Below are 17,011 nucleotides of genomic sequence, written 5' to 3'. Positions count from 1 at the left end.
CTGGAGGCTGCGTCCGGCCGCGCGCGGTCGGACGCACCCCCGCCTACTTCCACTTCGCGAGGTAGAAGCGCGGCAGCTCGTCCGGATAGGTCTTGAACGCGAGCTCCTTGGAGAAGGCGTAGGTGTTCACGTAGGTGAACAGCGGCAGCCAGTAGGCGTTCTCCGTCATGCGCTTGATGGCCGCCGAGTAGGCGGCTTTGCGCTTGGCCGGATCGGCGGTGGACCCACCCTCGGCCACCAGCTTCTCGAGCTCGGGATCCTGCGAGTAGTTGTCCTTGGCGTCCTTGCCGTACATCACGGGGAAGATCGCCGAGACGTCGTTGATCGAGTAGCTGCCCCAGCTGCCGTGGTAGAGCGGCGCCTCGCTCTTCCAGGCCTTCTGGATGGCGGCGGCGACCTGAAGCTGCTGGATCTTCGGCTTGATCCCGACCGCCTGCAGGTAGTTCTGGATCGCGGCCGTCCACGAGGTCGGCTGCACGTAGGTCACGAGGTCGACGTCGAATCCGTTGGGATAGCCCGCCTCGGCCAGCAGCGCCTTGGCCTTGGCCGGGTCGTACGCGTACTTCACCGCGGCATCGGCGTCGCACCCGAACTGGGTCGGGAAGCAGGGCGCGATCGGCACGCGGCTGCCGCCCTGCACCAGCTTGTCGGCGATCTCCTGGCGGTTGACGGCGTGCCAGATCGCCTGGCGTACCTTGAGCTTGGTCAGCGGATTGTCGGCACCGGTGCGACCGGCGGCGTCGATCGACAGGTAGCCGACGCGCATCGATTCCTGGCGGACCGCCTCGAGATGCGGCATGCGGTTCACGTCCTTCGCCTGGTCGGGATTGATGTTCCAGATCCAGTCGGCGCGCTTGGCCAGCAGCTCGGTCATCGCCGTGGTGATGTCGGGCACGAAGCGGACGTGCAGGGTCTTGATCCCCGGCTTGCCCTTGGGCGATCCGGCCCAGTAGTCGTCGAAGCGCTCGAAGACGACTTCCTTGCCCTGCTCGTTCTTGACGATCTTGTACGGCCCGGCTCCGATCGGCGCCTTGGCGAAGCCCTCGGGGCCCACCTTCTCGCGATAGGCCTTGGGATGGATCGGCGTCACCATGGCGAGATATTCGAGCGCCGCCGGCGTCGGCTTCTTCATCTTGACGCGGACGGTCCAGTCGCCGGTCTTCTCGGCCTTGTCGATCCAGGCGTAGTTCGAGGGCGTCGCGACCTTGGACTCGGGATTGGCCGCCATGTTCAGCGTGTAGACAACGTCGTCGGGCGACAGCGTGCTGCCGTCCTGGAACTTCACGCCCTGCCGAATCGTGAGATCGAGCGTCAGGTCGTCGGTGAACTTCCAGTCGGTCGCGAGCGCCGGCTTGATCTCGAACGTCGCCGGATCGCGATGGACCAGCATGTCCCAGGCCTGATGCGCCAGGATGAGGCCCGTGCGCTGGCTGTTGAAGTACATGTCGACGTTCGGCACGGCGTCGGTGAACAGGATGCGCAACGTGTCGGCGCTTTTCTGCGCGAAGGCAGGCGGGGAGACGGCAAGGACGGCGGCTGCGGCGAGAGCGGTTCGGCGGAATAGTTTCACTAAATTCTCCTGTCGATGACAGACCCTAGGCCGGAGCCGTCGCATGAGGCAAGCTTCGCGCCATCATCGGAGATTTTGCGGAGGAATCGCATGACGGCCAAACTGACAGGCACCGCCCGCACCCAGGCGCTCCACGGCCTTCCGCAGTGGAAGGAGGTTTCGGGACGCGATGCGATCACGCGCAAGCTGGAGTTTGCCGACTTCAGCGCCGCCTGGGGCTTCATGGCCCGCGTCGCGCTGGCGGCCGAGAAGGCCGACCACCATCCCGAATGGTCGAACGTCTACAACAAGGTGGAGGTCGTCCTGTCGACCCACGACGCCGGCGGCCTGAGCGACAAGGATATTGCCCTGGCCAAGGTCATCGATTCCCTAGCGTGAGGCGGAGGCCGAAGCCCTCCCTCAGTCGGCCGACACCGAGCCGCTGGCATCGACGGTCAGCATGACGACCGTCTTGCCGCGCAGCGCCTTGGCACGCCACGATCCGCTCGGGCTCTTGTCGAGCACCTGCACGCCACGATAGCCATCGGCCTCGATGAAGGCCTGCGCCGCCTTCTGGTCGAAGCCGTCGGTCTTCTCGTCTGCGGCCTCGGTCGCATCCTGCACGGCGGCGAGGTCGACCGCCGGGCGGGCCTTCATCAGCAGGGGAACAGGAGCCTGGTGAACCTCGAGCGAGGCCTTCTGCACGGAAGCCGTCGGGGCGGGCACCGTGGCGGGCGCCGGGCCCGGCGTCACGACGACCACGGGCTGGGCCACCGGAGCCGGCACGGCGACTGCCGCCTGGGGCGCCGGAACCGTCTGCTGGGAGGCGACCCCGGGGGAGACCATGCTGAACGCTGCCACGCTGCCTGCGCCGGCCACCGCCACTGCCATCGCCGTCAGAACCAGATTGCGCTTCATGATGCCGCCCTTCCCACATCCCATTTTCTCCCTAACGAGACAGGCCATCCTTCGTTCCCGCGGCCGTTCCTGCGACAGGGTGCCGGGACTGCGCCTGGCGCGGAGCACCGGGGACCCGGCCGGGACCATGGCTGCCGTAGACGCGGGCCCAGGCCCGGGTGAACTCGGCGCCGAGGATGAAGATCTGGGCGGAATAGAAAATCCACAGCAGCAGGACGATCAGCCCTCCGGCGGCCCCGAAGGTCGAAGCGATGTTGCTCTGGCCGATATAGAGGGCGATCAGGTACTTGCCGCCGGCGAACAGGCAGGTCGCGACCAGGGAGCCGATGGCGACGTCGTGCCAGGCGATCGGCGTGTCGGGCAGCACCTTGTACATGGCCGCGAACAGAGCCCATGTCAGGCCGAGCGAGATCGTGAAGTCGACGGCCACCAGCGCCATCTCGGTCGCCGGGAAAATGCCGTGCAGGTAGGTCGTGACCACGGTCAGGGCCGCACTGACCGCCAGCGACACCATCAGGACGAAGCCGAACGCCACGACCAGGCCGAGGCTCGCCAGCCGCGCCCGCACCAGCCGCGACACGACCGAGGTCTTGGGCGCGGCCTTCCAGACGGCATTGAGCGCCGACTGCACCTCGCCGAACACGCCGCTGGTGGCGACAAGAATCGTGGCGATGCCGATCAGCGTCGCCATGACGCCGTCCATGCGGTCCGAGGCGCTGCGGATCATGACCTGCAGCGACTGCGCCGTGTCGCGACCCATCATGCCGCTCAGCTGCTCGACGATGGCGCCCTGCGCGGCTTCGCGGCCGAACATCAGGCCCGCGACGCCGATCACCACCAGCAGCGTCGGGGCCATCGAGAACATCGTGAAATAGGCAATGGACGCGCCGCGGCTCCAGGCCTCGTCGGCGGCGAACCCCTCGCCGGTCAGTCGCAGGACCTGCACGAAGCGGTACTTCCCGATCCGCTGGATCCAGCGGATCCGGTCATTGTCCCCCATCGGATCGGCGGTCGTCGGCAGCGGGCGCATGTGCTGCCAACGCAGGCTGCCCTGAAAGGCTCCCCGCGGCGCCGCGATGCCGCCTATTTCGCGGCCGGCGGCACCACCTTCATGACGAAGGAGGTCGGCGTCTCGCTGGACCCGAACGGTCCCGGCACCTTGTTGCTGACCGGCGGCAGGCTCCTCAGGAAGGCGACGATGGCCTGGACGTCCTGGGGTGTCAGGGCGGCGAAGGCATGCCAGGGCATGATGGGCGCCAGCATTCGGCCGTCGGGCCGCTCGCCCTTCTGGATGGCCGCGATGACCTGGGCGTCGGTCCATCCGCCCAGGCCCGTCGCCCTGTCGGACGTCAGGTTTGGCCCATGGAACACGCCGAGGCCGGGCAGCTCGAAGCCGACCTCGGAGCCGCCAAGGAAGCGGGCCATGTCGGGCTTGCCGAGGAAATATCCCGGCGTATGGCAGTCGTGGCACCCGCCCAGGTTGACCAGGTACTTGCCACGCGCGACCGCGGCCGGATCGGCCGCCGCGGCGTCGTGCGCATGAAAAAGGAGCGCCGTCGCCAGGGCGGCGGCGCTCCAAAAACGGTTGTCGAAGGACATCGATTCTCCCCCAGGGTGTGGCCCGCTCCTATAGGGAAAGCAGACCCGCCCCGCCAGCGCGGGGTCCCGAAGATTCTGGGGAAGCGGTTGGTCCTACTTCTTGGCGTCCGGGACGGCCTTGCCCATGTGCCGCGGATCGCCTTCCTTGCCCTTGGCCTCGGCAGCCTTGAGCTCCGCGCCCTCCTTCGAGTCCAGGGCCTTCTCGGCTTCCTTGGCGGCCTTCTCAACCTTGCCCTTCTTCAGGAATTCGGCGGTGGAATCGTTGTAGGCCTTGGTGCCGCTGTAGCTGCCCTCGCCCTCGACCCGGCTCGTCTTGTCGTCCATGGCACGCTCCTTGGGTTGCTGATTTCTGCACCAGCAACGTGCCCGGCGGTCGAAGGTTACATGCGGGAGCGCCCGCATTGTCCAGCAAGAGACCGGAAGTCCCGTCAATGAGCGTCCGGGCAGCGATGGACCTCGACCGTGAGATGGCTGAGGCGGGACAGGCCGGCGAGCCGTCCCTTGTAGACGTCGACCGGCTGCGGCGCGTCGGACACCAGCGACACGATGGCGGCATGGTGACCCGGGCCGACGCGCCAGACGTGCAGATCGGCGATGCGGTCGTCGTCGCGCTCCAGCCGGCCGCGGATCGCCGCCGCCAGTGCGGCGTCGGGCGTGGCGTCGAGCAGGACGGAACCGGCGTCGCGCATCAGCCGCCACGACCAGTGGGCGATCACCAGGGCGCCGACGATGCCGATCGCGGGATCGGCCCAGGTCCAGCCATAGGCCCAGGCGGCCAGCAGGCCGGCGATTGCCATTACCGAGGTCAGCGCATCGGCCATCACGTGCCAGAACGCGGCGCGCAGATTGTGATCGTGGTCGTGCGCGTGGTGACCGTGATGATGCCCATGCTCGCGATGGTCATGCCCGCCATGATCGTGATGCGCGTGGTGGCCAGGATCGTGATGGCCATGATCGTGGCTTCCGCCCAGCAACCAGGCGCTCGCCAGGTTCACGACCAGACCGACGACGGCGATGACCGTGGCCTCGGGGTAGTGGATGGGCACCGGTTGCATCAGGCGCAGGGCCGATTCGGCGCCGATCATCAGCGCAACCAGCGCCAGCAGGACGGCGCTGGCGAAGCCCGCGAGGTCGCCGAGCTTGCCGGTCCCGAACGCGAAGCGCGGGTTGCGCGCGTGGCGGCGCGCGAAGCGATAGGCGAAGGCCGCGATCGCGAGCGCGCCGGCGTGGGTCGACATGTGCCAGCCATCGGCCAGCAGCGCCATCGAACCGAACACCGTGCCGCCGACAATCTCCACGACCATCATCGTCGCCGTCAGGCCGACGACCAGCCAGGTCCGGCGCTCGTTGCGGTCGTGGGCGGCGCCGAGGAAGACATGCTCGTGGCGCCAATCGTCGAGCGTATGGCTGTGCATCGCGCGGCCTGCCTTCCTACTTCTCGAGGTAGGGCTCGACCTTGCCCGTCAGCTTGATGGTCAGCGGGTTGCCCTTGCGATCGACGGTCTTGCCGACCGCGACGCGGATCCAGCCCTCGCTGATGCAATACTCCTCGACGTTGGTCTTCTCCTGGCCGTCGAACTTGATGCCGACGCCGCGCGACAGCAGGGCCTCGTCGTAGAACGGGCTCTTGGGATTGGTGGAAAGGCGGTCGGGCAGGCCCGGAGCGGAGGATGTTTCGGTCATGGGATCAGTATAGCGATCACAGGAGCGTTGCACCGCCCCGCACGGCATATTTTGCGCCTGCTTCTCATTTCGGGACCGCGACAGCACGGCGCAGACACGGGCCGCGCGACGCTGCTAGAAGAGCGCGTCCTTCGGGGAGTAACCGTCCGCAGTCCGCGGAGCCCGCATCAACAAACTTGGCTTCGGCCATGGTGCGGGCGGCAGGCTCGACAGCCTGTACTGGCGAGACCGACGGCACCGTCCCTGCGGCCGGCAGGGTGCGCGTGCCGTCGTGCAGCGCCGGCCTGGGATCGTCCCGTGGAAGCCCTCCTGACCTCGACGGCCGTCGTCGCCATCGCCGAGATCGGTGACAAGACCCAGCTCCTGGCCATCATCCTGGCCGCCCGGTTCCGCAAGCCCGTCCCGATCATCCTGGGCATCCTCGCCGCGACCCTGCTCAACCACGCCGCCGCGGCGGGCATCGGCTATGCCCTGTCCCGCTGGCTGGCCGGCCCGACCTTCCAGACCGTTGTCGGCGTCGCCTTCGTGGCGATGGCGGGCTGGGCGCTGATTCCCGACAAGGAAGACGATGCGGCCGCGCGCCGGCCGGCGCACGGCGTCTTCCTGACGACGCTCGTCGCGTTCTTCCTTGTCGAGATCGGCGACAAGACGCAGATCGCCACGTCCCTGCTGGCCGCCCAGTTCGCCGATGTCGGATTCGTCACCCTCGGCACGACCGCCGGCATGATGCTGGCCAACGTGCCGGCCGTGCTGCTCGGCGAGGCGCTCACGCGCGTGATTCCCCTCGACACGATCCGCCGGATCGCCGCGCTTCTGTTCCTGGCGATCGGCGCCTGGATCCTGGCCGACGCCTTCCAGCTCCTGTGACTCAGGCGGCGCCCAGGGCCAGGGTGAAGATCATGCCGGCGACTGCGCAGCCCAGCAGCACCGGGATCATGCCGAGCCTGAACCAGAAGACCGCAATCGCGGCGGCGAGCGCCAGGACCATGGCCGGAAGGTTGGCCGAGGCGAGGTCGGGCACGCCGAGCGTCGCGCCCATCACCCTCATCGGGACCAGCGTCGCGAACAGCACGTTCAGCGCGAACCAGACGGCGAGGTTCAGGATGACGCCGACAACGGCGGCGGTGATGGCGCCCAGCGCCGCGGCGAGCGCGCGGTTCGAGCGCAGGCTCTCGACGAAGGGAGCGCCGACGAAGATCCAGAGGAAGCAGGGCACGAAGGTCACCCAGGTGGTGAGCAGGCCACCCAGCGTCGCCGCCATCAGGGGCGACAGCGCGCCGGGCGCGCGCCACGCGGCGAGGAAGCCGACGAACTGCGTGACCATGATGAGCGGGCCGGGCGTCGTCTCGGCGAGGCCGAGCCCGTCCAGCATCTCGCCCGGCTTCACCCACTGATAGTGGTCGACCGCCTGCTGGGCGACATAGGCCAGCACGGCGTAGGCGCCGCCGAAGGTGACGACGGCCATCTTGCTGAAGAAGACCGCGATCTGGGTGAAGACGTTGCCGCCGCCCAGCGCGGCATAGAGGACGGCGGTCGGAACCAGCCACAGCAGCAGGAACACCGCCGCGAGCGATAGCGACCAGCGCAGGTTCGGCCGTGCGTGCGCCGGTGTCTCTTCGCCGAGCAGCGACTCGCGGTCGGCCACCTGCCGCGCACCGACCTTGCCGTGGCCGCCCGCGCTCAGGAAGGGCTGCAGGCCGGCCCGGCCGGCGACGAAGCCGATGGCGCCGGCGCCGAAGACGATCACCGGGAACGGCACGTCGTAGAGGAAGATCGCGATGAAGGACGCCGCCGCCAGCGCGACCATGACGTTGTTGCGCAACGCCCGCCGGCCGACCCGCAGCACGGCCTCGATGACGATGACCAGGACCGCGGCCTTGAGCCCGAAGAACAGGCCCTCGATCGCCGGCACCTTGCCCAGCAGCACGTAGATCCAGCTCAGCGCCATGATGGCGAGCAGGCCGGGCAGCACGAACAGCGTGCCGGCCAGCAGCCCGCCGCGGGTGCCATGCATCAGCCAGCCGATGTACGTGGCGAGCTGCTGCGCCTCGGGGCCCGGCAGGAGGGTGCAGTAGTTCAGCGCCTGCAGGAACCGGTTCTCGCCGATCCACCGCTTCTCCTCGACGACGATGCGGTGCATCACCGCGATCTGTCCGGCCGGGCCGCCGAAGGAGAGCGCGGCCACGCGCGCCCACACCTTCATGGCCTCGCCGAACGGCACGCCGTGAGCGGGAACGCCGGGGCTCCGCGCGGCAGCGACGTCGCTCATCGCGCCCTCCCCGTGCCGGCCGCCCGGAAGTGCTCGTAGAGATCGTCGAGCACGGCGGCGCCACGGCCGAGCCGGTCTTCGTCGTCGCGATGGGCAGTGGCGATACCCGACATCAGGATGCGGATGCCGGCAGTCTCCTCGCGCCCGAACTTCCCGTCCTTCAGGTCGATGTCGTGGATGATCTCGGCGATGGCGGCGAGGGCCGGATCGTCGAGGCCGGCGCGCTGCACAAGCACCTCGAAGGTGCAGCGGTCGCCCTCGTGCGTGTACTCGCCCTCGAACATGTCGAAGCGCACCTCGTTGGCCCGCGGCGCGTAGCTGCGGCCGGCGACGAACTTGAAGCGCGCCGCCGGATCGATGAAGCGGCGCACCAGCCAGGCCGAGGCGATGCGATCGACCTGGACGTGCTCGCGGGTCACCCAGACCCTGCTGTCGGCCGAGGGCGTGCCCGGCGTGCCCTGTGATGGCGTCATGGCTTCGCTCCCCTGACTGAGACGTTGCTCGAGGCGGACGATCGGCCGCTCGGCGGCGGCGCGCCCGTCGGCGCCGAAGAAGTCGATGGCGGCGATGTCGCCCAGCTGCCTGCGCAGTCGGCCGGCCTGGCTCGCGATCTCGGCCGGCTCGCCGTCGCCGCCGGCCGCGTCCAGCCGCGCCACCAGCGCGCCGCCCTCGTCGGCCAGGCGCGCATAGTCGGCGTTGCGGGCCGCCACGAACATGGCGCGCAAGTCTTCGTCGCCGAGCCCTTCGACCAGATGGGCCTCGCAAACGAAGGCCTCCCCGCCCAGCTCGACGATCTCCCGCGCCAGCCAGGCGAAATCCTCCTGCGTCTCCTCGCGGGAGGGCAGCGCATAGACCGCGTTCTTGACGATCACCGCGCCCAGCGCCTGCAGGCGCCGCCAGACCTTGACCCGCGCATAGGCCGGCTTGGCCGGAAGCTGGTGGATCAGCAGGAGCCACGGCGCTTTGGTGAATATCTCGCCACCGTTCATGGTTCACCTGTACCACAATCACCCATCATCTTGCTACATATGTATCTTTTCTCTTGATAATGCCCGCTTATCGGCGAATAGTCCGTGACACATCTGTATCAAGGAATGATCGTCATGCCTTTCCGTGCCAAACCGATCGCCTTCAAGCCGGGGCGCCTCGACGGGCTCAGCGTCCGCCTGATCGCCAGCCACTACGAGAACAACTACGGCGGCGCGGTGCGCCGGCTGAATGCCATCAGGGCCGAGCTCGCCAGGGTCCCTGCCGGATCGGCGCCCGGCTTCCTCCTGAACGGGCTGAAGCGGGAGGAGCTGGTCGCCACCAACTCCATGCTGCTGCACGAGCTCTACTTCGACGCGCTTGGCGGCAGCGGCGGTGCGCCGGATGGCGCGCTGGCCGAAGCGATCGCGCGCGACTTCGGCTCCATCGAGCGTTGGCGCGCGGAGTTCATGGCGATGGGCCGGGCGCTGGGCGGCGGCTCGGGCTGGGTGGTGCTGACCCGCTCGCCGCGCCCCGAGAACGGGGCCTGCGCGCTCAGCAACGTCTGGCAGGCAGACCATACGCACGGCCTGGCCGGCGGAATGCCGATCCTGGCGCTCGACCTGTACGAGCACGCCTATCACCTCGACTTCGGCGCCGACGTCGCGGCCTATGTCGACGCCTTCATGAACAACCTGCATTGGCCGAGGATCGCCGAGCGATTTGCCGGGTCGCAGAGCCCGTGGCGCGCGGACGCGATGATCTCGCCCGAAGCGGCCCGGCAGCGCCTCGAGAGCGAACCCGACCTCCTGGTGATCGACGCCCGCCTCGCCGACGACGCCGCGCTGATCCCGGTCGGCCTGCCGGGCGCGCGGCGGGCGCCGCCCGACCAGGTCGACGCCGTCGCGGCTGCGCTGCCGAAGGGTGCCAAGGCCATCGTCTACTGCGCCTGGGGCTTCGAGATCGGCGGCGACTGCGCGGCAAGGTTGCGCGAGCGCGGCATCGACGCGGTGGCGGTCGCCGGCGGACTCGGCAGCTGGCGCGCCGACGGGCATCCCACCGAATCTCTCAAGGAAGGAGATCGTCCATGAAATGGGTCACTCGAGAGCGGCCGAAGATCGACCGCATCGCCTGCCCGTGGCTGATCCGGCGCTTCATCGAGAAGCAGCCGGAGTTCCTCTACGTACCGGCGGACCAGGTGCTCGCGACGGCCGAGAGGACCGGCGCCACCCCCTACGACATCCCGGGCGTGAAGTTCAGCCATGTCGGAGACAAATGCAGCTTCGACGCCTTCATCGCCGAATACGGGCTGACCGAGCCCGGCCTCGACAAGCTGGCCGACATCGTACGCGGTGCCGACACGTCGCGGCTCGACCTGACGCCGCAGAGCCCCGGCCTGTTCGCGATCTCGCTGGGCCTGAGCCACGTCTATCCGGACGATCACGAGATGCTGCGCCACGGCATGGTGATGTACGACGCGCTCTACGCCTGGTGCCGCGATCTGGTCGGCGAGACGCACAACTGGCCGCCCAAGATGGGATGACGCCATGGCCGCCACCTCCCTCGCCCGACACCTCGCCTCCCCCTACGCCAGGCTCGGACCGGCGGAGGCCACATGACCCAGCCGCTCGCACTCACAGGCCATGTCCCCCTGCCGGCGCACGCGGGTGCCGGCGGCTTCGACCACGCCGCCGTCCACGCCGCCACCGGCCACGTCTATGTCGCCCACACGGCCAACAGCACGATCGACGTGTTCGACCCGGCAGCGCGCCGGTACCTGCATTCGATTCCCGGCCTCACCGCGGTGGCGGGCGCGCTGGTGAGCGACGAGAGTCAGCTCGTCTTCACCTCGAACCGCGGCGAGAACACGATCGGCGTCTTCTCGCCGGGCTCCGCTCCCGAGGTCACCAGGATCGCCGTCGGCGTTCGGCCCAACGGCCTCGCCTACGACGCCAGGAGACGCCTGGTGCTGGCAGCCAATGTCGGCGACCCGGCGGTGCCGCGTTCCTGCACGCTGTCCATGGTCGATATCGACGGGCAGACGATGCGCGCGTCGATCGTGGTGCCGGGCCGCACGCGCTGGACGGTGTTCGATGCCGAGGCCGAGGTCTTCTACGTCAACATCATGGCGCCGTCGCAGATCGTCGTCGTCGATGCCCGCCACCCGGACCGCGTCGCGCGCACCATCGCGATGCCGGCCGACGGCGCCCACGGCCTCGACTTCGACCCGGCGACGCGGCGCCTGTTCTGCGCCTGCGACGCGGGCGTATTGGTCACGCTGGACGCCGGAACCGGCAAGATGCTGAACCAATGCAAGCTCTCGGGCGTGCCGGACGTCGTCTGGTTCAACCCCGCACGCCGCCAGCTCTACGTCGCGGTCGGCGATCCGGGGGTGATCGATGTCTTCGATACCAGGACAATGATGACCCTCGGCACGGTCACGACCGAGAAGGGCGCGCACACGACCGCCCTCCCGCGGAGCGGGGACAGCGTCATATCCTTCCTGCCCCGGACCCATCGCGCGGCGCTCTACACGGTTGTCGCCTGAGACAGACCCGTCGCTGCAGGAACGGCACAAATCGCCATCGTTGGCCGACCGCTCGGTTGCTCGCCGGTCGGTTTTGACCTAGCAATTGCATCATCGGCGCGACAACCTGTCCTGGGCTCGCGGCTCAACTTGGGGAAGCCATGAACCTGGCCCGATTTCTCTGCCTTGCGTTTTTCTGCATCACCACGGTCGCCGCGTGCGACTGGTGGAACGGTCCCAAGCAGGTGAAGTCCGAGGCGACGCTGAAGCGCGCCTACTGGGGGCTGCCGGCGGACGGTCTCGGCGCCGACGTCACGGGACGGGTCACCTGCCCGCACGGCTATCCCTGCGATGCCTTCGCCAATCCCGCGAACTACGGCGACAACAAGCCCGACCTGAACAAGCGCCTGACCGTCATCTGGACCTGCCAGCCGCAGCGCTTCGTGTTGTCCGAGGTCGTGGTGAGCGGGCTCAAGGTGCGGATGGACTGCATCGGCGGACCGCCGGTCGTGCCCCGCACCATCGAGATCATCGATGCGACCTGGGGTTCGGGCAGCGCCAGCTCCACGATCGACGTCACGCAGCAGGTGCGCGACATCTGCGGCGCCGATTCGACGCGCTGCCAGGTGCCGGCGATGGCCTACATCTTCGGCATGCCCGACCGCAACGCCAAGATGCTGCGCGTGCGCTTCACCTGCAACGGCCAGACGACGCCCGGCCAGCAGGCGCTGGAGAACAGCGTCGCGGACCTGCGCTGCGAGCGCCTGGCCGATCTCGGCTACTAGACGGCAGGGGGTCGCCGGTCAGGGCGACGGCGCCCCCGGCGGCGGGAGGCTGCGCCGGCATTCGCCCTGGCGCAGGCCGCCGGCGCCCTGGAGCGGCGTGATCGACAGCGCGCCGTTGTTGCGGTTGTAGGTCAGCATGAATTGCGGGAAGCGGCTGCGCAGCGCCTGGAAGGTGATGCCGGTGTTGGTGCCTTCGATCAGCTGGCCGGCATCGAACAGGGCCGCGGTGTTGCGGATGTCGTCGAACACCATGTGGAAGGCCTGCGTGCCGCCGACGGAATCCGTGAACTTGCAGGCGAGCCAGCGCGGCTCGGCCAGCGCCGGTCCCGCCAGCGCCATCAGCGCGGCGGTGACGACCAGGGCGCCGGGCAGCCGCACCATGTCTACCTCGGCGCCATGCGGATGGCGCCATCCAGGCGGATGGTCTCGCCGTTCAGCATGTGATTCTCGACGATCTGCATGGCGAGCTGGGCGTATTCCCTGGGATCGCCCAGCCGCGGCGGGAACGGCACCTGCGCGCCCAGGCTCTTCTGCGCCTCTTCCGACAGGCCCATCATCATCGGCGTCAGGAACAGGCCGGGTGCGATGGTGCAGACCCGGATGCCGACGCCGGACAGGTCGCGCGCGATGGGGAGGGTCATGCCGACGACTCCGCCCTTCGACGCCGAGTAGGCGGCCTGGCCGATCTGGCCGTCGAACGCCGCCACCGACGCGGTGTTGATGATGACGCCGCGCTCGCCGTCGGCCATCGGCTCCGCCTGGCTCATCGCCCACGAGGCCAGCCGGATGACGTTGAAGGTGCCGATCAGGTTGACCTGGATGACCTGGGCGAACATGGCGAGGTCGTGCGGTCCCGACTTCGAGATGGTGCGGGCGGCCCGGCCGATGCCGGCGCAGTTCACCACGACGCGCGGCGCGCCGAGCTTCTCGACCACCGTCTTGACCGACGCCTCGGTGTTGGCGGCATCGGCGACGTTGGTCTTGACGTAAAGGCCGCCGATCTCCTGGGCCTTCTTCTGGCCGAGCTCGTCCTGCAGGTCGAACAGCGCGACCTTGGCGCCGGCGGCCGCCAGGGCCGACGCGGTGGCGCCGCCCAGTCCCGATGCCCCGCCCGTGACGATCGCGGCCTGCCCCTTGACGTCCATTCCTGTCCTCCTGCCCTTGGCTCGGGGCGTTATTTAGCAGGTCCACCCCCCTTGCCAAGACGCCCATTGCTGCCAATTTTCATGGCATGAGCACGACCGGTCCAGTCTTCGACGACGAGTCGCGCGTGCGCCGCGACTTCTGGCAGAAGGCGCGCCGCACGCTGGGCAAGGTGCCGTTCACCGAGGATGCCGTGGCCGCCTTCTACTGCGCCACCGATTCGGCGACGCCGTTCGCCGTCCGCGCCACGCTGTTCGGGACGCTTGCCTATTTCATCATGCCGTTCGACGCCATTCCCGACATCCTGCTCGGGCTGGGCTACACCGACGATGCCGCCCTGATGGTCGCCGCCTTCGCCACCGCCCGCGCGCACATCACGGATGCCCATCGTGCCCGGGCCCGCGCCTGGCTGCTCAAGGAGCGGGGGACTCCGGCGGCTTGACGCCTTCGCCCGCCGCCACGGCGGCCCGCCGCCGCTCGCGGGCCAGCTGGGCCTCGCGCTGGGCGATGTAGAGCGCCGAGGCGATCACGATCGCCGCACCGACATAGGTCCAGATTCCCGGCACCTCGCTCCAGATCAGCCAGCCGACGAACACGGCGAAGGGCAGGCGCAGATACTCGAAGGGCGCCACCGCCGACATCTCCCCGGCCTTGAAGGCCTGGACCCAGAAGTACTGGCCGACCGTGGCCGTGAGCGCCACGCCGACCGCCAGCATCCAGCCGAACAGGTCGGGCCAGCGCCACACCCAGATCGCGGGCAGCGCCAGCAGCAGCGTCGAGAAGATCGCGAACTGCGTCAGGATCATGAGCGGGGTCTCGGTCCCCGACAGGCGCTTCACCAGCAGGATCGACACGGCGACCGTGGCGGCGTTGGCCACGGCGACCAGCGCGCCGAGCTGCAGGCTGCCCTGGCCCGGCTGGACCATCACCAGCACGCCGGCGAAGCCGACGATGGTGGCGCTCCAACGCCGCCAGCGCACCTTCTCGCCGGCGATCAGCGCGGCGACCACGACCGAGAACAGCGGCTGCGAGAAGGCGATTGCCGTGGCGTCGGCCAGCGGCAGCAGCGACACGGCGTAGAAGCCCAGCACCATCGAGACGGTACCCATCGTCGTGCGCCAGAAATGGCCCGCGATGCGCTTGGACTCCCACGGCTTGACCCGTCCGGCGGCGATCACGGGAAGCAGCAGTATCAGCGAGATGACGGCGCGGAAGAACGCCGTCTGCACGCTCTCGATCTGCGTCGACAGCAGGCGGATCATCGCGCTGGTCGAGGTGAAGATGAAGCCGCCGGCCACCAGCCAGAGGGCGCCCTGGACGTTGGGCCCGAGGCGACGCAGCCAGTCTTGCACCCGCCGGCCTTCCCTAGATCTTGCGCTCGCGGCCCGCCCAGTAGGGCTCGCGCAGGGACTTCTTCAGGACCTTCCCGACGGGGCTGCGCGGCAGGGTCGCGACGAAATCCACCGACTTCGGCGCCTTCACGCCGCCCAGCTTGTCCTTGGCGAGACCGATCAGCTCCTCGGCGGTGGCGGCCGCGCCGGGCTTGAGCTCGACCACGGCCTTCACCGCCTCGCCCCACTTGTCGTCGGGCACGCCGATCACGGCGCAGTCCTGCACCGAAGGATGACCCCACAGGACCTGCTCGACCTCGCTGGGGAAGACGTTGAAGCCGCCGGAGATGATCATGTCCTTCTTGCGATCCACGATGTAGACGAAGCCGTCCTCGTCGACCACGCCGATGTCGCCGGTATGGTGCCAGCCGAAGGCCGAGGCCTCGCGCGTCGCTTCCGGATTGTTGTAGTAGCCGGCCATCACGAGGCCGCCGCGCACCACGATCTCGCCGCGCTCGCCGCGCGGCAGCAGCCGGCCCTCGTCGTCCATCACCTCCAGGCGCATCAGCGGCGTGGTGCGGCCGCAGCTCGCCAGCCGGTGCCGGTTGTTGCCCTGCAGCGCCGTCAGGTGCTCCTCGGGAGAGAAGAAGGTGCAGATCATGCAGGCCTCGGCCTGGCCGTAGGTCTGGGTCAGGACGGGGCCGAACACCTCGATCGCCTCGACCAGCTTGTCGACCGACATGGGCGCCGAGGCATAGACCAGGTGCTGCAGCGAGCCGTAGTCGTACTTGCCGATGTCGGGATGGGCGAGGAGCATGTAGATCAGGGTCGGCGGCATGTAGATGTGCGTGACCTTGTGCGTCTCGATCGCCGCCAGGATGGCGCCCGGATCGGCGGTGCCCATGAAGATGTTGGTGCCGCCGTAGGGCAGCAGCGGGAACGAGCAGACGCCCGCCGCATGGGTCATCGGTGCCACCATGAGATGGACCGGAGGCGCGGTGACCGGCATGCAGGCCCAGAAGATCGAGTTCATGGTCTCGATGTTCCGGTTGGTGATCTGCACGCCCTTGGGCCGCCCGGTCGTGCCGCCCGAGCTGGCGAGGAAGGCCACGGCGTCCGGATCGTCCGGCAAGTCGGGCGCCTCGGCGGCCTGCCGCGCCAGCCAGTCGTCGAACGACGGCGCGTCGAGGCAGATGACCTCGCGGATCTTCGGGCAGGCCTCGCGGATGCGCGGCAACGCCATGGCGAAGCTCGAATGGTAGAATAGCAGCTCGACGTCGGTGTTGGCGAGGATGTAGAGGTTCTCCTCGAGCGCGTTACGGGCATTGACCGGCGCCCAGGTGACGCCGGCGCGCACGATGCCGAGCAGGCAGGCATAGGCCGCGGCATGGTTGGGGCTGTAGACCGCGGCCTTGGCGCCGGGCCCGAGGCCGGCCGCGAGTATCCCGTTGGCCACGCGATGGGTCTGCGCCCGCACCTCGCGGTAGGTCCAGCCGCGCGTGCCGTCGTGCAGGCAGTGCCGGTCGGGAAAGAGATCGGCGCCGCGGTCGAAAAAGTCGATCAGTCTCATCAGGCCGCCTCATGCTTGCGGGGCCTGCCCCCGAGCTTGCCGTTGGCACGCGCCGCAGCGGCCTTGGCCGCCGTGCGGGCGCTGCCGCCACGCTGGCCCAGCTGCGCCGCCATCCACTGCCGCGAGCCGAACTGACCCGTCAGCAAGCCCGGCAGGTAGACGTCGGCATCGAGCCTCGGGAAATGGATGCCGAACCCCGAGGGCGTGATCTCTATCTCCTGCAGGTCGCGCGGCTTTGCATCCTGGAGGTCCTCGATCATCTGCGGACCGAACACGACCTGCAGGCCGCTGCTCAGCTCGACCACGATGCGCTGCTGACGCCGGTCGAAGCGCGCGCTGATGGCGTAGGGCTCGTGGGCCCGTCGGCGCTGGCCGCGCACCCGGGCGCGATCGAATTCGTCACGCTTTGCCATGAACAGCCTCCCACGCGGCACAAAGACCGGCCAGCTTTCCCGCGATGATCCGGCGGATCCGCCCGACCTCGGCGCGAGACAAGCCGTAGACCTCACGCAACGCCGGCGGTCCTTTCGGGCAGTTCAGATCGAAAACCGCCTCGCCTCCCCCGGCGACGACATGAACATGCGCCGGCCGGTGATCGGCGGAATAGACGACGATCCTCCAGCCGGCGACACGCATGACAGTCGGCATCGCTCGACCTTAAACCCATACGA

Annotated in this window: 22 protein-coding genes and 1 riboswitch; of the genes, 7 read left to right on the top strand and 15 right to left on the bottom strand. The window is 68.7% G+C overall.

The features are described 5' to 3' along the window. Window positions 1-43: 43 nt before the first annotated feature. A complete protein-coding gene (locus ACO073_RS09735; protein ID WP_421997035.1) occupies window positions 44-1,570 on the bottom strand; it encodes an ABC transporter substrate-binding protein in 1,527 nt (508 codons plus the stop codon). A 90-nt stretch (window positions 1,571-1,660) separates the two neighbouring features. Here ACO073_RS09735 and ACO073_RS09730 point away from each other — a divergent pair, with 90 nt between their 5' ends. Continuing rightward, window positions 1,661-1,948 carry a 4a-hydroxytetrahydrobiopterin dehydratase gene (locus ACO073_RS09730; RefSeq protein WP_421997034.1) on the top strand — a complete coding sequence of 96 codons (288 nt, stop codon included), beginning with the start codon at window positions 1,661-1,663 and terminating at the stop codon, window positions 1,946-1,948. Window positions 1,949-1,969: 21 nt separating this feature from the next. Here the strand turns inward: ACO073_RS09730 and ACO073_RS09725 are convergent, their stop codons facing one another. The 6 genes from ACO073_RS09725 to ACO073_RS09700 all read right to left on the bottom strand — a co-directional run bounded on the left by ACO073_RS09725 (window position 1,970) and on the right by ACO073_RS09700 (window position 5,749). Beyond that, window positions 1,970-2,467: a hypothetical protein gene (locus ACO073_RS09725; protein WP_421997032.1), complete on the bottom strand. Its 498-nt coding sequence runs from the start codon at window positions 2,465-2,467 to the stop codon at window positions 1,970-1,972. Between the two features lie 31 nt (window positions 2,468-2,498). Continuing rightward, entirely contained in the window at window positions 2,499-3,497 is a 999-nt protein-coding gene (locus ACO073_RS09720) for a YihY/virulence factor BrkB family protein (RefSeq protein WP_421997031.1), read from the bottom strand. 53 nt (window positions 3,498-3,550) lie between these two features. Next, entirely contained in the window at window positions 3,551-4,066 is a 516-nt protein-coding gene (locus tag ACO073_RS09715; RefSeq protein ID WP_421997030.1) for a c-type cytochrome, read from the bottom strand. A gap of 93 nt (window positions 4,067-4,159) precedes the next feature. Then, window positions 4,160-4,390, bottom strand: coding sequence for a hypothetical protein (locus ACO073_RS09710; protein WP_421997029.1), 231 nt, complete (start codon window positions 4,388-4,390; stop codon window positions 4,160-4,162). A gap of 104 nt (window positions 4,391-4,494) precedes the next feature. Then, the gene (gene dmeF, locus ACO073_RS09705) at window positions 4,495-5,481 is read right to left on the bottom strand and encodes a CDF family Co(II)/Ni(II) efflux transporter DmeF (RefSeq protein WP_421997027.1); all 987 of its coding nucleotides are present in this window, start codon (window positions 5,479-5,481) and stop codon (window positions 4,495-4,497) included. 16 nt (window positions 5,482-5,497) lie between these two features. Then, a complete protein-coding gene (locus ACO073_RS09700; RefSeq protein ID WP_421997025.1) occupies window positions 5,498-5,749 on the bottom strand; it encodes a DUF3297 family protein in 252 nt (83 codons plus the stop codon). A gap of 128 nt (window positions 5,750-5,877) precedes the next feature. Further along, window positions 5,878-5,967, top strand: a riboswitch (yybP-ykoY riboswitch). 79 nt (window positions 5,968-6,046) lie between these two features. Here ACO073_RS09700 and ACO073_RS09695 point away from each other — a divergent pair. Then, window positions 6,047-6,616, top strand: coding sequence for a TMEM165/GDT1 family protein (locus ACO073_RS09695; protein ID WP_421997024.1), 570 nt, complete (start codon window positions 6,047-6,049; stop codon window positions 6,614-6,616). A gap of 1 nt (window position 6,617) precedes the next feature. Here the strand turns inward: ACO073_RS09695 and chrA are convergent, their stop codons facing one another. Together chrA and ACO073_RS09685 are read right to left on the bottom strand one after the other, a co-directional pair. After that, window positions 6,618-8,018 carry a chromate efflux transporter gene (chrA, locus tag ACO073_RS09690; RefSeq protein ID WP_421997023.1) on the bottom strand — a complete coding sequence of 467 codons (1,401 nt, stop codon included), beginning with the start codon at window positions 8,016-8,018 and terminating at the stop codon, window positions 6,618-6,620. Further along, window positions 8,015-9,007: a chromate resistance protein ChrB domain-containing protein gene (locus ACO073_RS09685; RefSeq protein ID WP_421997022.1), complete on the bottom strand. Its 993-nt coding sequence runs from the start codon at window positions 9,005-9,007 to the stop codon at window positions 8,015-8,017. Before ACO073_RS09685 ends, chrA begins: the two co-directional genes overlap by 4 nt. Window positions 9,008-9,121: 114 nt before the next feature. Between ACO073_RS09685 and ACO073_RS09680 the strand changes: the two genes are divergently transcribed. The 4 genes from ACO073_RS09680 to ACO073_RS09665 all read left to right on the top strand — a co-directional run bounded on the left by ACO073_RS09680 (window position 9,122) and on the right by ACO073_RS09665 (window position 12,296). Continuing rightward, the gene (locus ACO073_RS09680; RefSeq protein WP_421997021.1) at window positions 9,122-10,075 is read left to right on the top strand and encodes a Fe-Mn family superoxide dismutase; all 954 of its coding nucleotides are present in this window, start codon (window positions 9,122-9,124) and stop codon (window positions 10,073-10,075) included. Then, on the top strand, window positions 10,072-10,527 hold the full coding sequence (locus ACO073_RS09675; protein WP_421997020.1) for a chromate resistance protein ChrB domain-containing protein: 456 nt from the start codon (window positions 10,072-10,074) through the stop codon (window positions 10,525-10,527). The genes ACO073_RS09680 and ACO073_RS09675 overlap by 4 nt, the downstream gene beginning before the upstream one ends. Window positions 10,528-10,599: 72 nt before the next feature. Further along, on the top strand, window positions 10,600-11,532 hold the full coding sequence (locus ACO073_RS09670; RefSeq protein WP_421997019.1) for a YncE family protein: 933 nt from the start codon (window positions 10,600-10,602) through the stop codon (window positions 11,530-11,532). Between the two features lie 140 nt (window positions 11,533-11,672). Further along, on the top strand, window positions 11,673-12,296 hold the full coding sequence (locus tag ACO073_RS09665; RefSeq protein WP_421997018.1) for a hypothetical protein: 624 nt from the start codon (window positions 11,673-11,675) through the stop codon (window positions 12,294-12,296). Window positions 12,297-12,314: 18 nt separating this feature from the next. Here ACO073_RS09665 and ACO073_RS09660 read toward each other — a convergent pair whose 3' ends face one another. Together ACO073_RS09660 and ACO073_RS09655 are read right to left on the bottom strand one after the other, a co-directional pair. After that, window positions 12,315-12,677 carry a hypothetical protein gene (locus ACO073_RS09660; protein ID WP_421997017.1) on the bottom strand — a complete coding sequence of 121 codons (363 nt, stop codon included), beginning with the start codon at window positions 12,675-12,677 and terminating at the stop codon, window positions 12,315-12,317. Between the two features lie 2 nt (window positions 12,678-12,679). Continuing rightward, window positions 12,680-13,441 carry an SDR family NAD(P)-dependent oxidoreductase gene (locus tag ACO073_RS09655; protein WP_421997015.1) on the bottom strand — a complete coding sequence of 254 codons (762 nt, stop codon included), beginning with the start codon at window positions 13,439-13,441 and terminating at the stop codon, window positions 12,680-12,682. 86 nt (window positions 13,442-13,527) lie between these two features. On the opposite strand from ACO073_RS09655, the gene ACO073_RS09650 reads away from it, so the two are divergent. Beyond that, window positions 13,528-13,881, top strand: a complete 354-nt coding sequence (locus tag ACO073_RS09650; protein ID WP_421997014.1) for a YkvA family protein — start codon at window positions 13,528-13,530, stop codon at window positions 13,879-13,881. Here the strand turns inward: ACO073_RS09650 and ACO073_RS09645 are convergent. From ACO073_RS09645 to ACO073_RS09630, 4 genes are read right to left on the bottom strand one after another with little or no spacing between them, the layout of a single operon-like run. After that, window positions 13,853-14,791, bottom strand: coding sequence for a DMT family transporter (locus ACO073_RS09645; protein ID WP_421997013.1), 939 nt, complete (start codon window positions 14,789-14,791; stop codon window positions 13,853-13,855). The genes ACO073_RS09650 and ACO073_RS09645 overlap by 29 nt on opposite strands. A gap of 13 nt (window positions 14,792-14,804) precedes the next feature. Beyond that, complete coding sequence (locus ACO073_RS09640) at window positions 14,805-16,340, bottom strand: class I adenylate-forming enzyme family protein (RefSeq protein ID WP_421997012.1); 1,536 nt, start codon at window positions 16,338-16,340, stop codon at window positions 14,805-14,807. Further along, on the bottom strand, window positions 16,340-16,753 hold the full coding sequence (locus ACO073_RS09635; RefSeq protein ID WP_421997010.1) for a DUF2442 domain-containing protein: 414 nt from the start codon (window positions 16,751-16,753) through the stop codon (window positions 16,340-16,342). The genes ACO073_RS09640 and ACO073_RS09635 overlap by 1 nt, the downstream gene beginning before the upstream one ends. Beyond that, window positions 16,740-16,988: a DUF4160 domain-containing protein gene (locus tag ACO073_RS09630; RefSeq protein WP_421997009.1), complete on the bottom strand. Its 249-nt coding sequence runs from the start codon at window positions 16,986-16,988 to the stop codon at window positions 16,740-16,742. Before ACO073_RS09630 ends, ACO073_RS09635 begins: the two co-directional genes overlap by 14 nt. Window positions 16,989-17,011 lie beyond the last annotated feature (23 nt).

The organism is Reyranella sp., assembly GCF_965229815.1.
Lineage (GTDB): Bacteria > Pseudomonadota > Alphaproteobacteria > Reyranellales > Reyranellaceae > Reyranella.
This window is presented reverse-complemented; position numbering and strand designations above follow the sequence as displayed.

What these genes read in the sequence shown, in the direction of transcription:
- ACO073_RS09730 (WP_421997034.1), top strand. Translation starts at nt 1,661, where the DNA reads ATGACGGCCAAACTGACAGGCACCGCCCGCACCCAGGCGCTCCACGGC.
- ACO073_RS09725 (WP_421997032.1), bottom strand. Translation starts at nt 2,467, where the DNA reads ATGAAGCGCAATCTGGTTCTGACGGCGATGGCAGTGGCGGTGGCCGGC.
- ACO073_RS09720 (WP_421997031.1), bottom strand. Translation starts at nt 3,497, where the DNA reads ATGCGCCCGCTGCCGACGACCGCCGATCCGATGGGGGACAATGACCGG.
- ACO073_RS09715 (WP_421997030.1), bottom strand. Translation starts at nt 4,066, where the DNA reads ATGTCCTTCGACAACCGTTTTTGGAGCGCCGCCGCCCTGGCGACGGCG.
- ACO073_RS09710 (WP_421997029.1), bottom strand. Translation starts at nt 4,390, where the DNA reads ATGGACGACAAGACGAGCCGGGTCGAGGGCGAGGGCAGCTACAGCGGC.
- dmeF (WP_421997027.1), bottom strand. Translation starts at nt 5,481, where the DNA reads ATGCACAGCCATACGCTCGACGATTGGCGCCACGAGCATGTCTTCCTC.
- ACO073_RS09700 (WP_421997025.1), bottom strand. Translation starts at nt 5,749, where the DNA reads ATGACCGAAACATCCTCCGCTCCGGGCCTGCCCGACCGCCTTTCCACC.
- chrA (WP_421997023.1), bottom strand. Translation starts at nt 8,018, where the DNA reads ATGAGCGACGTCGCTGCCGCGCGGAGCCCCGGCGTTCCCGCTCACGGC.
- ACO073_RS09685 (WP_421997022.1), bottom strand. Translation starts at nt 9,007, where the DNA reads ATGAACGGTGGCGAGATATTCACCAAAGCGCCGTGGCTCCTGCTGATC.
- ACO073_RS09680 (WP_421997021.1), top strand. Translation starts at nt 9,122, where the DNA reads ATGCCTTTCCGTGCCAAACCGATCGCCTTCAAGCCGGGGCGCCTCGAC.
- ACO073_RS09675 (WP_421997020.1), top strand. Translation starts at nt 10,072, where the DNA reads ATGAAATGGGTCACTCGAGAGCGGCCGAAGATCGACCGCATCGCCTGC.
- ACO073_RS09670 (WP_421997019.1), top strand. Translation starts at nt 10,600, where the DNA reads ATGACCCAGCCGCTCGCACTCACAGGCCATGTCCCCCTGCCGGCGCAC.
- ACO073_RS09665 (WP_421997018.1), top strand. Translation starts at nt 11,673, where the DNA reads ATGAACCTGGCCCGATTTCTCTGCCTTGCGTTTTTCTGCATCACCACG.
- ACO073_RS09660 (WP_421997017.1), bottom strand. Translation starts at nt 12,677, where the DNA reads ATGGTGCGGCTGCCCGGCGCCCTGGTCGTCACCGCCGCGCTGATGGCG.
- ACO073_RS09655 (WP_421997015.1), bottom strand. Translation starts at nt 13,441, where the DNA reads ATGGACGTCAAGGGGCAGGCCGCGATCGTCACGGGCGGGGCATCGGGA.
- ACO073_RS09650 (WP_421997014.1), top strand. Translation starts at nt 13,528, where the DNA reads ATGAGCACGACCGGTCCAGTCTTCGACGACGAGTCGCGCGTGCGCCGC.
- ACO073_RS09640 (WP_421997012.1), bottom strand. Translation starts at nt 16,340, where the DNA reads ATGAGACTGATCGACTTTTTCGACCGCGGCGCCGATCTCTTTCCCGAC.
- ACO073_RS09635 (WP_421997010.1), bottom strand. Translation starts at nt 16,753, where the DNA reads ATGGCAAAGCGTGACGAATTCGATCGCGCCCGGGTGCGCGGCCAGCGC.
- ACO073_RS09630 (WP_421997009.1), bottom strand. Translation starts at nt 16,988, where the DNA reads ATGCCGACTGTCATGCGTGTCGCCGGCTGGAGGATCGTCGTCTATTCC.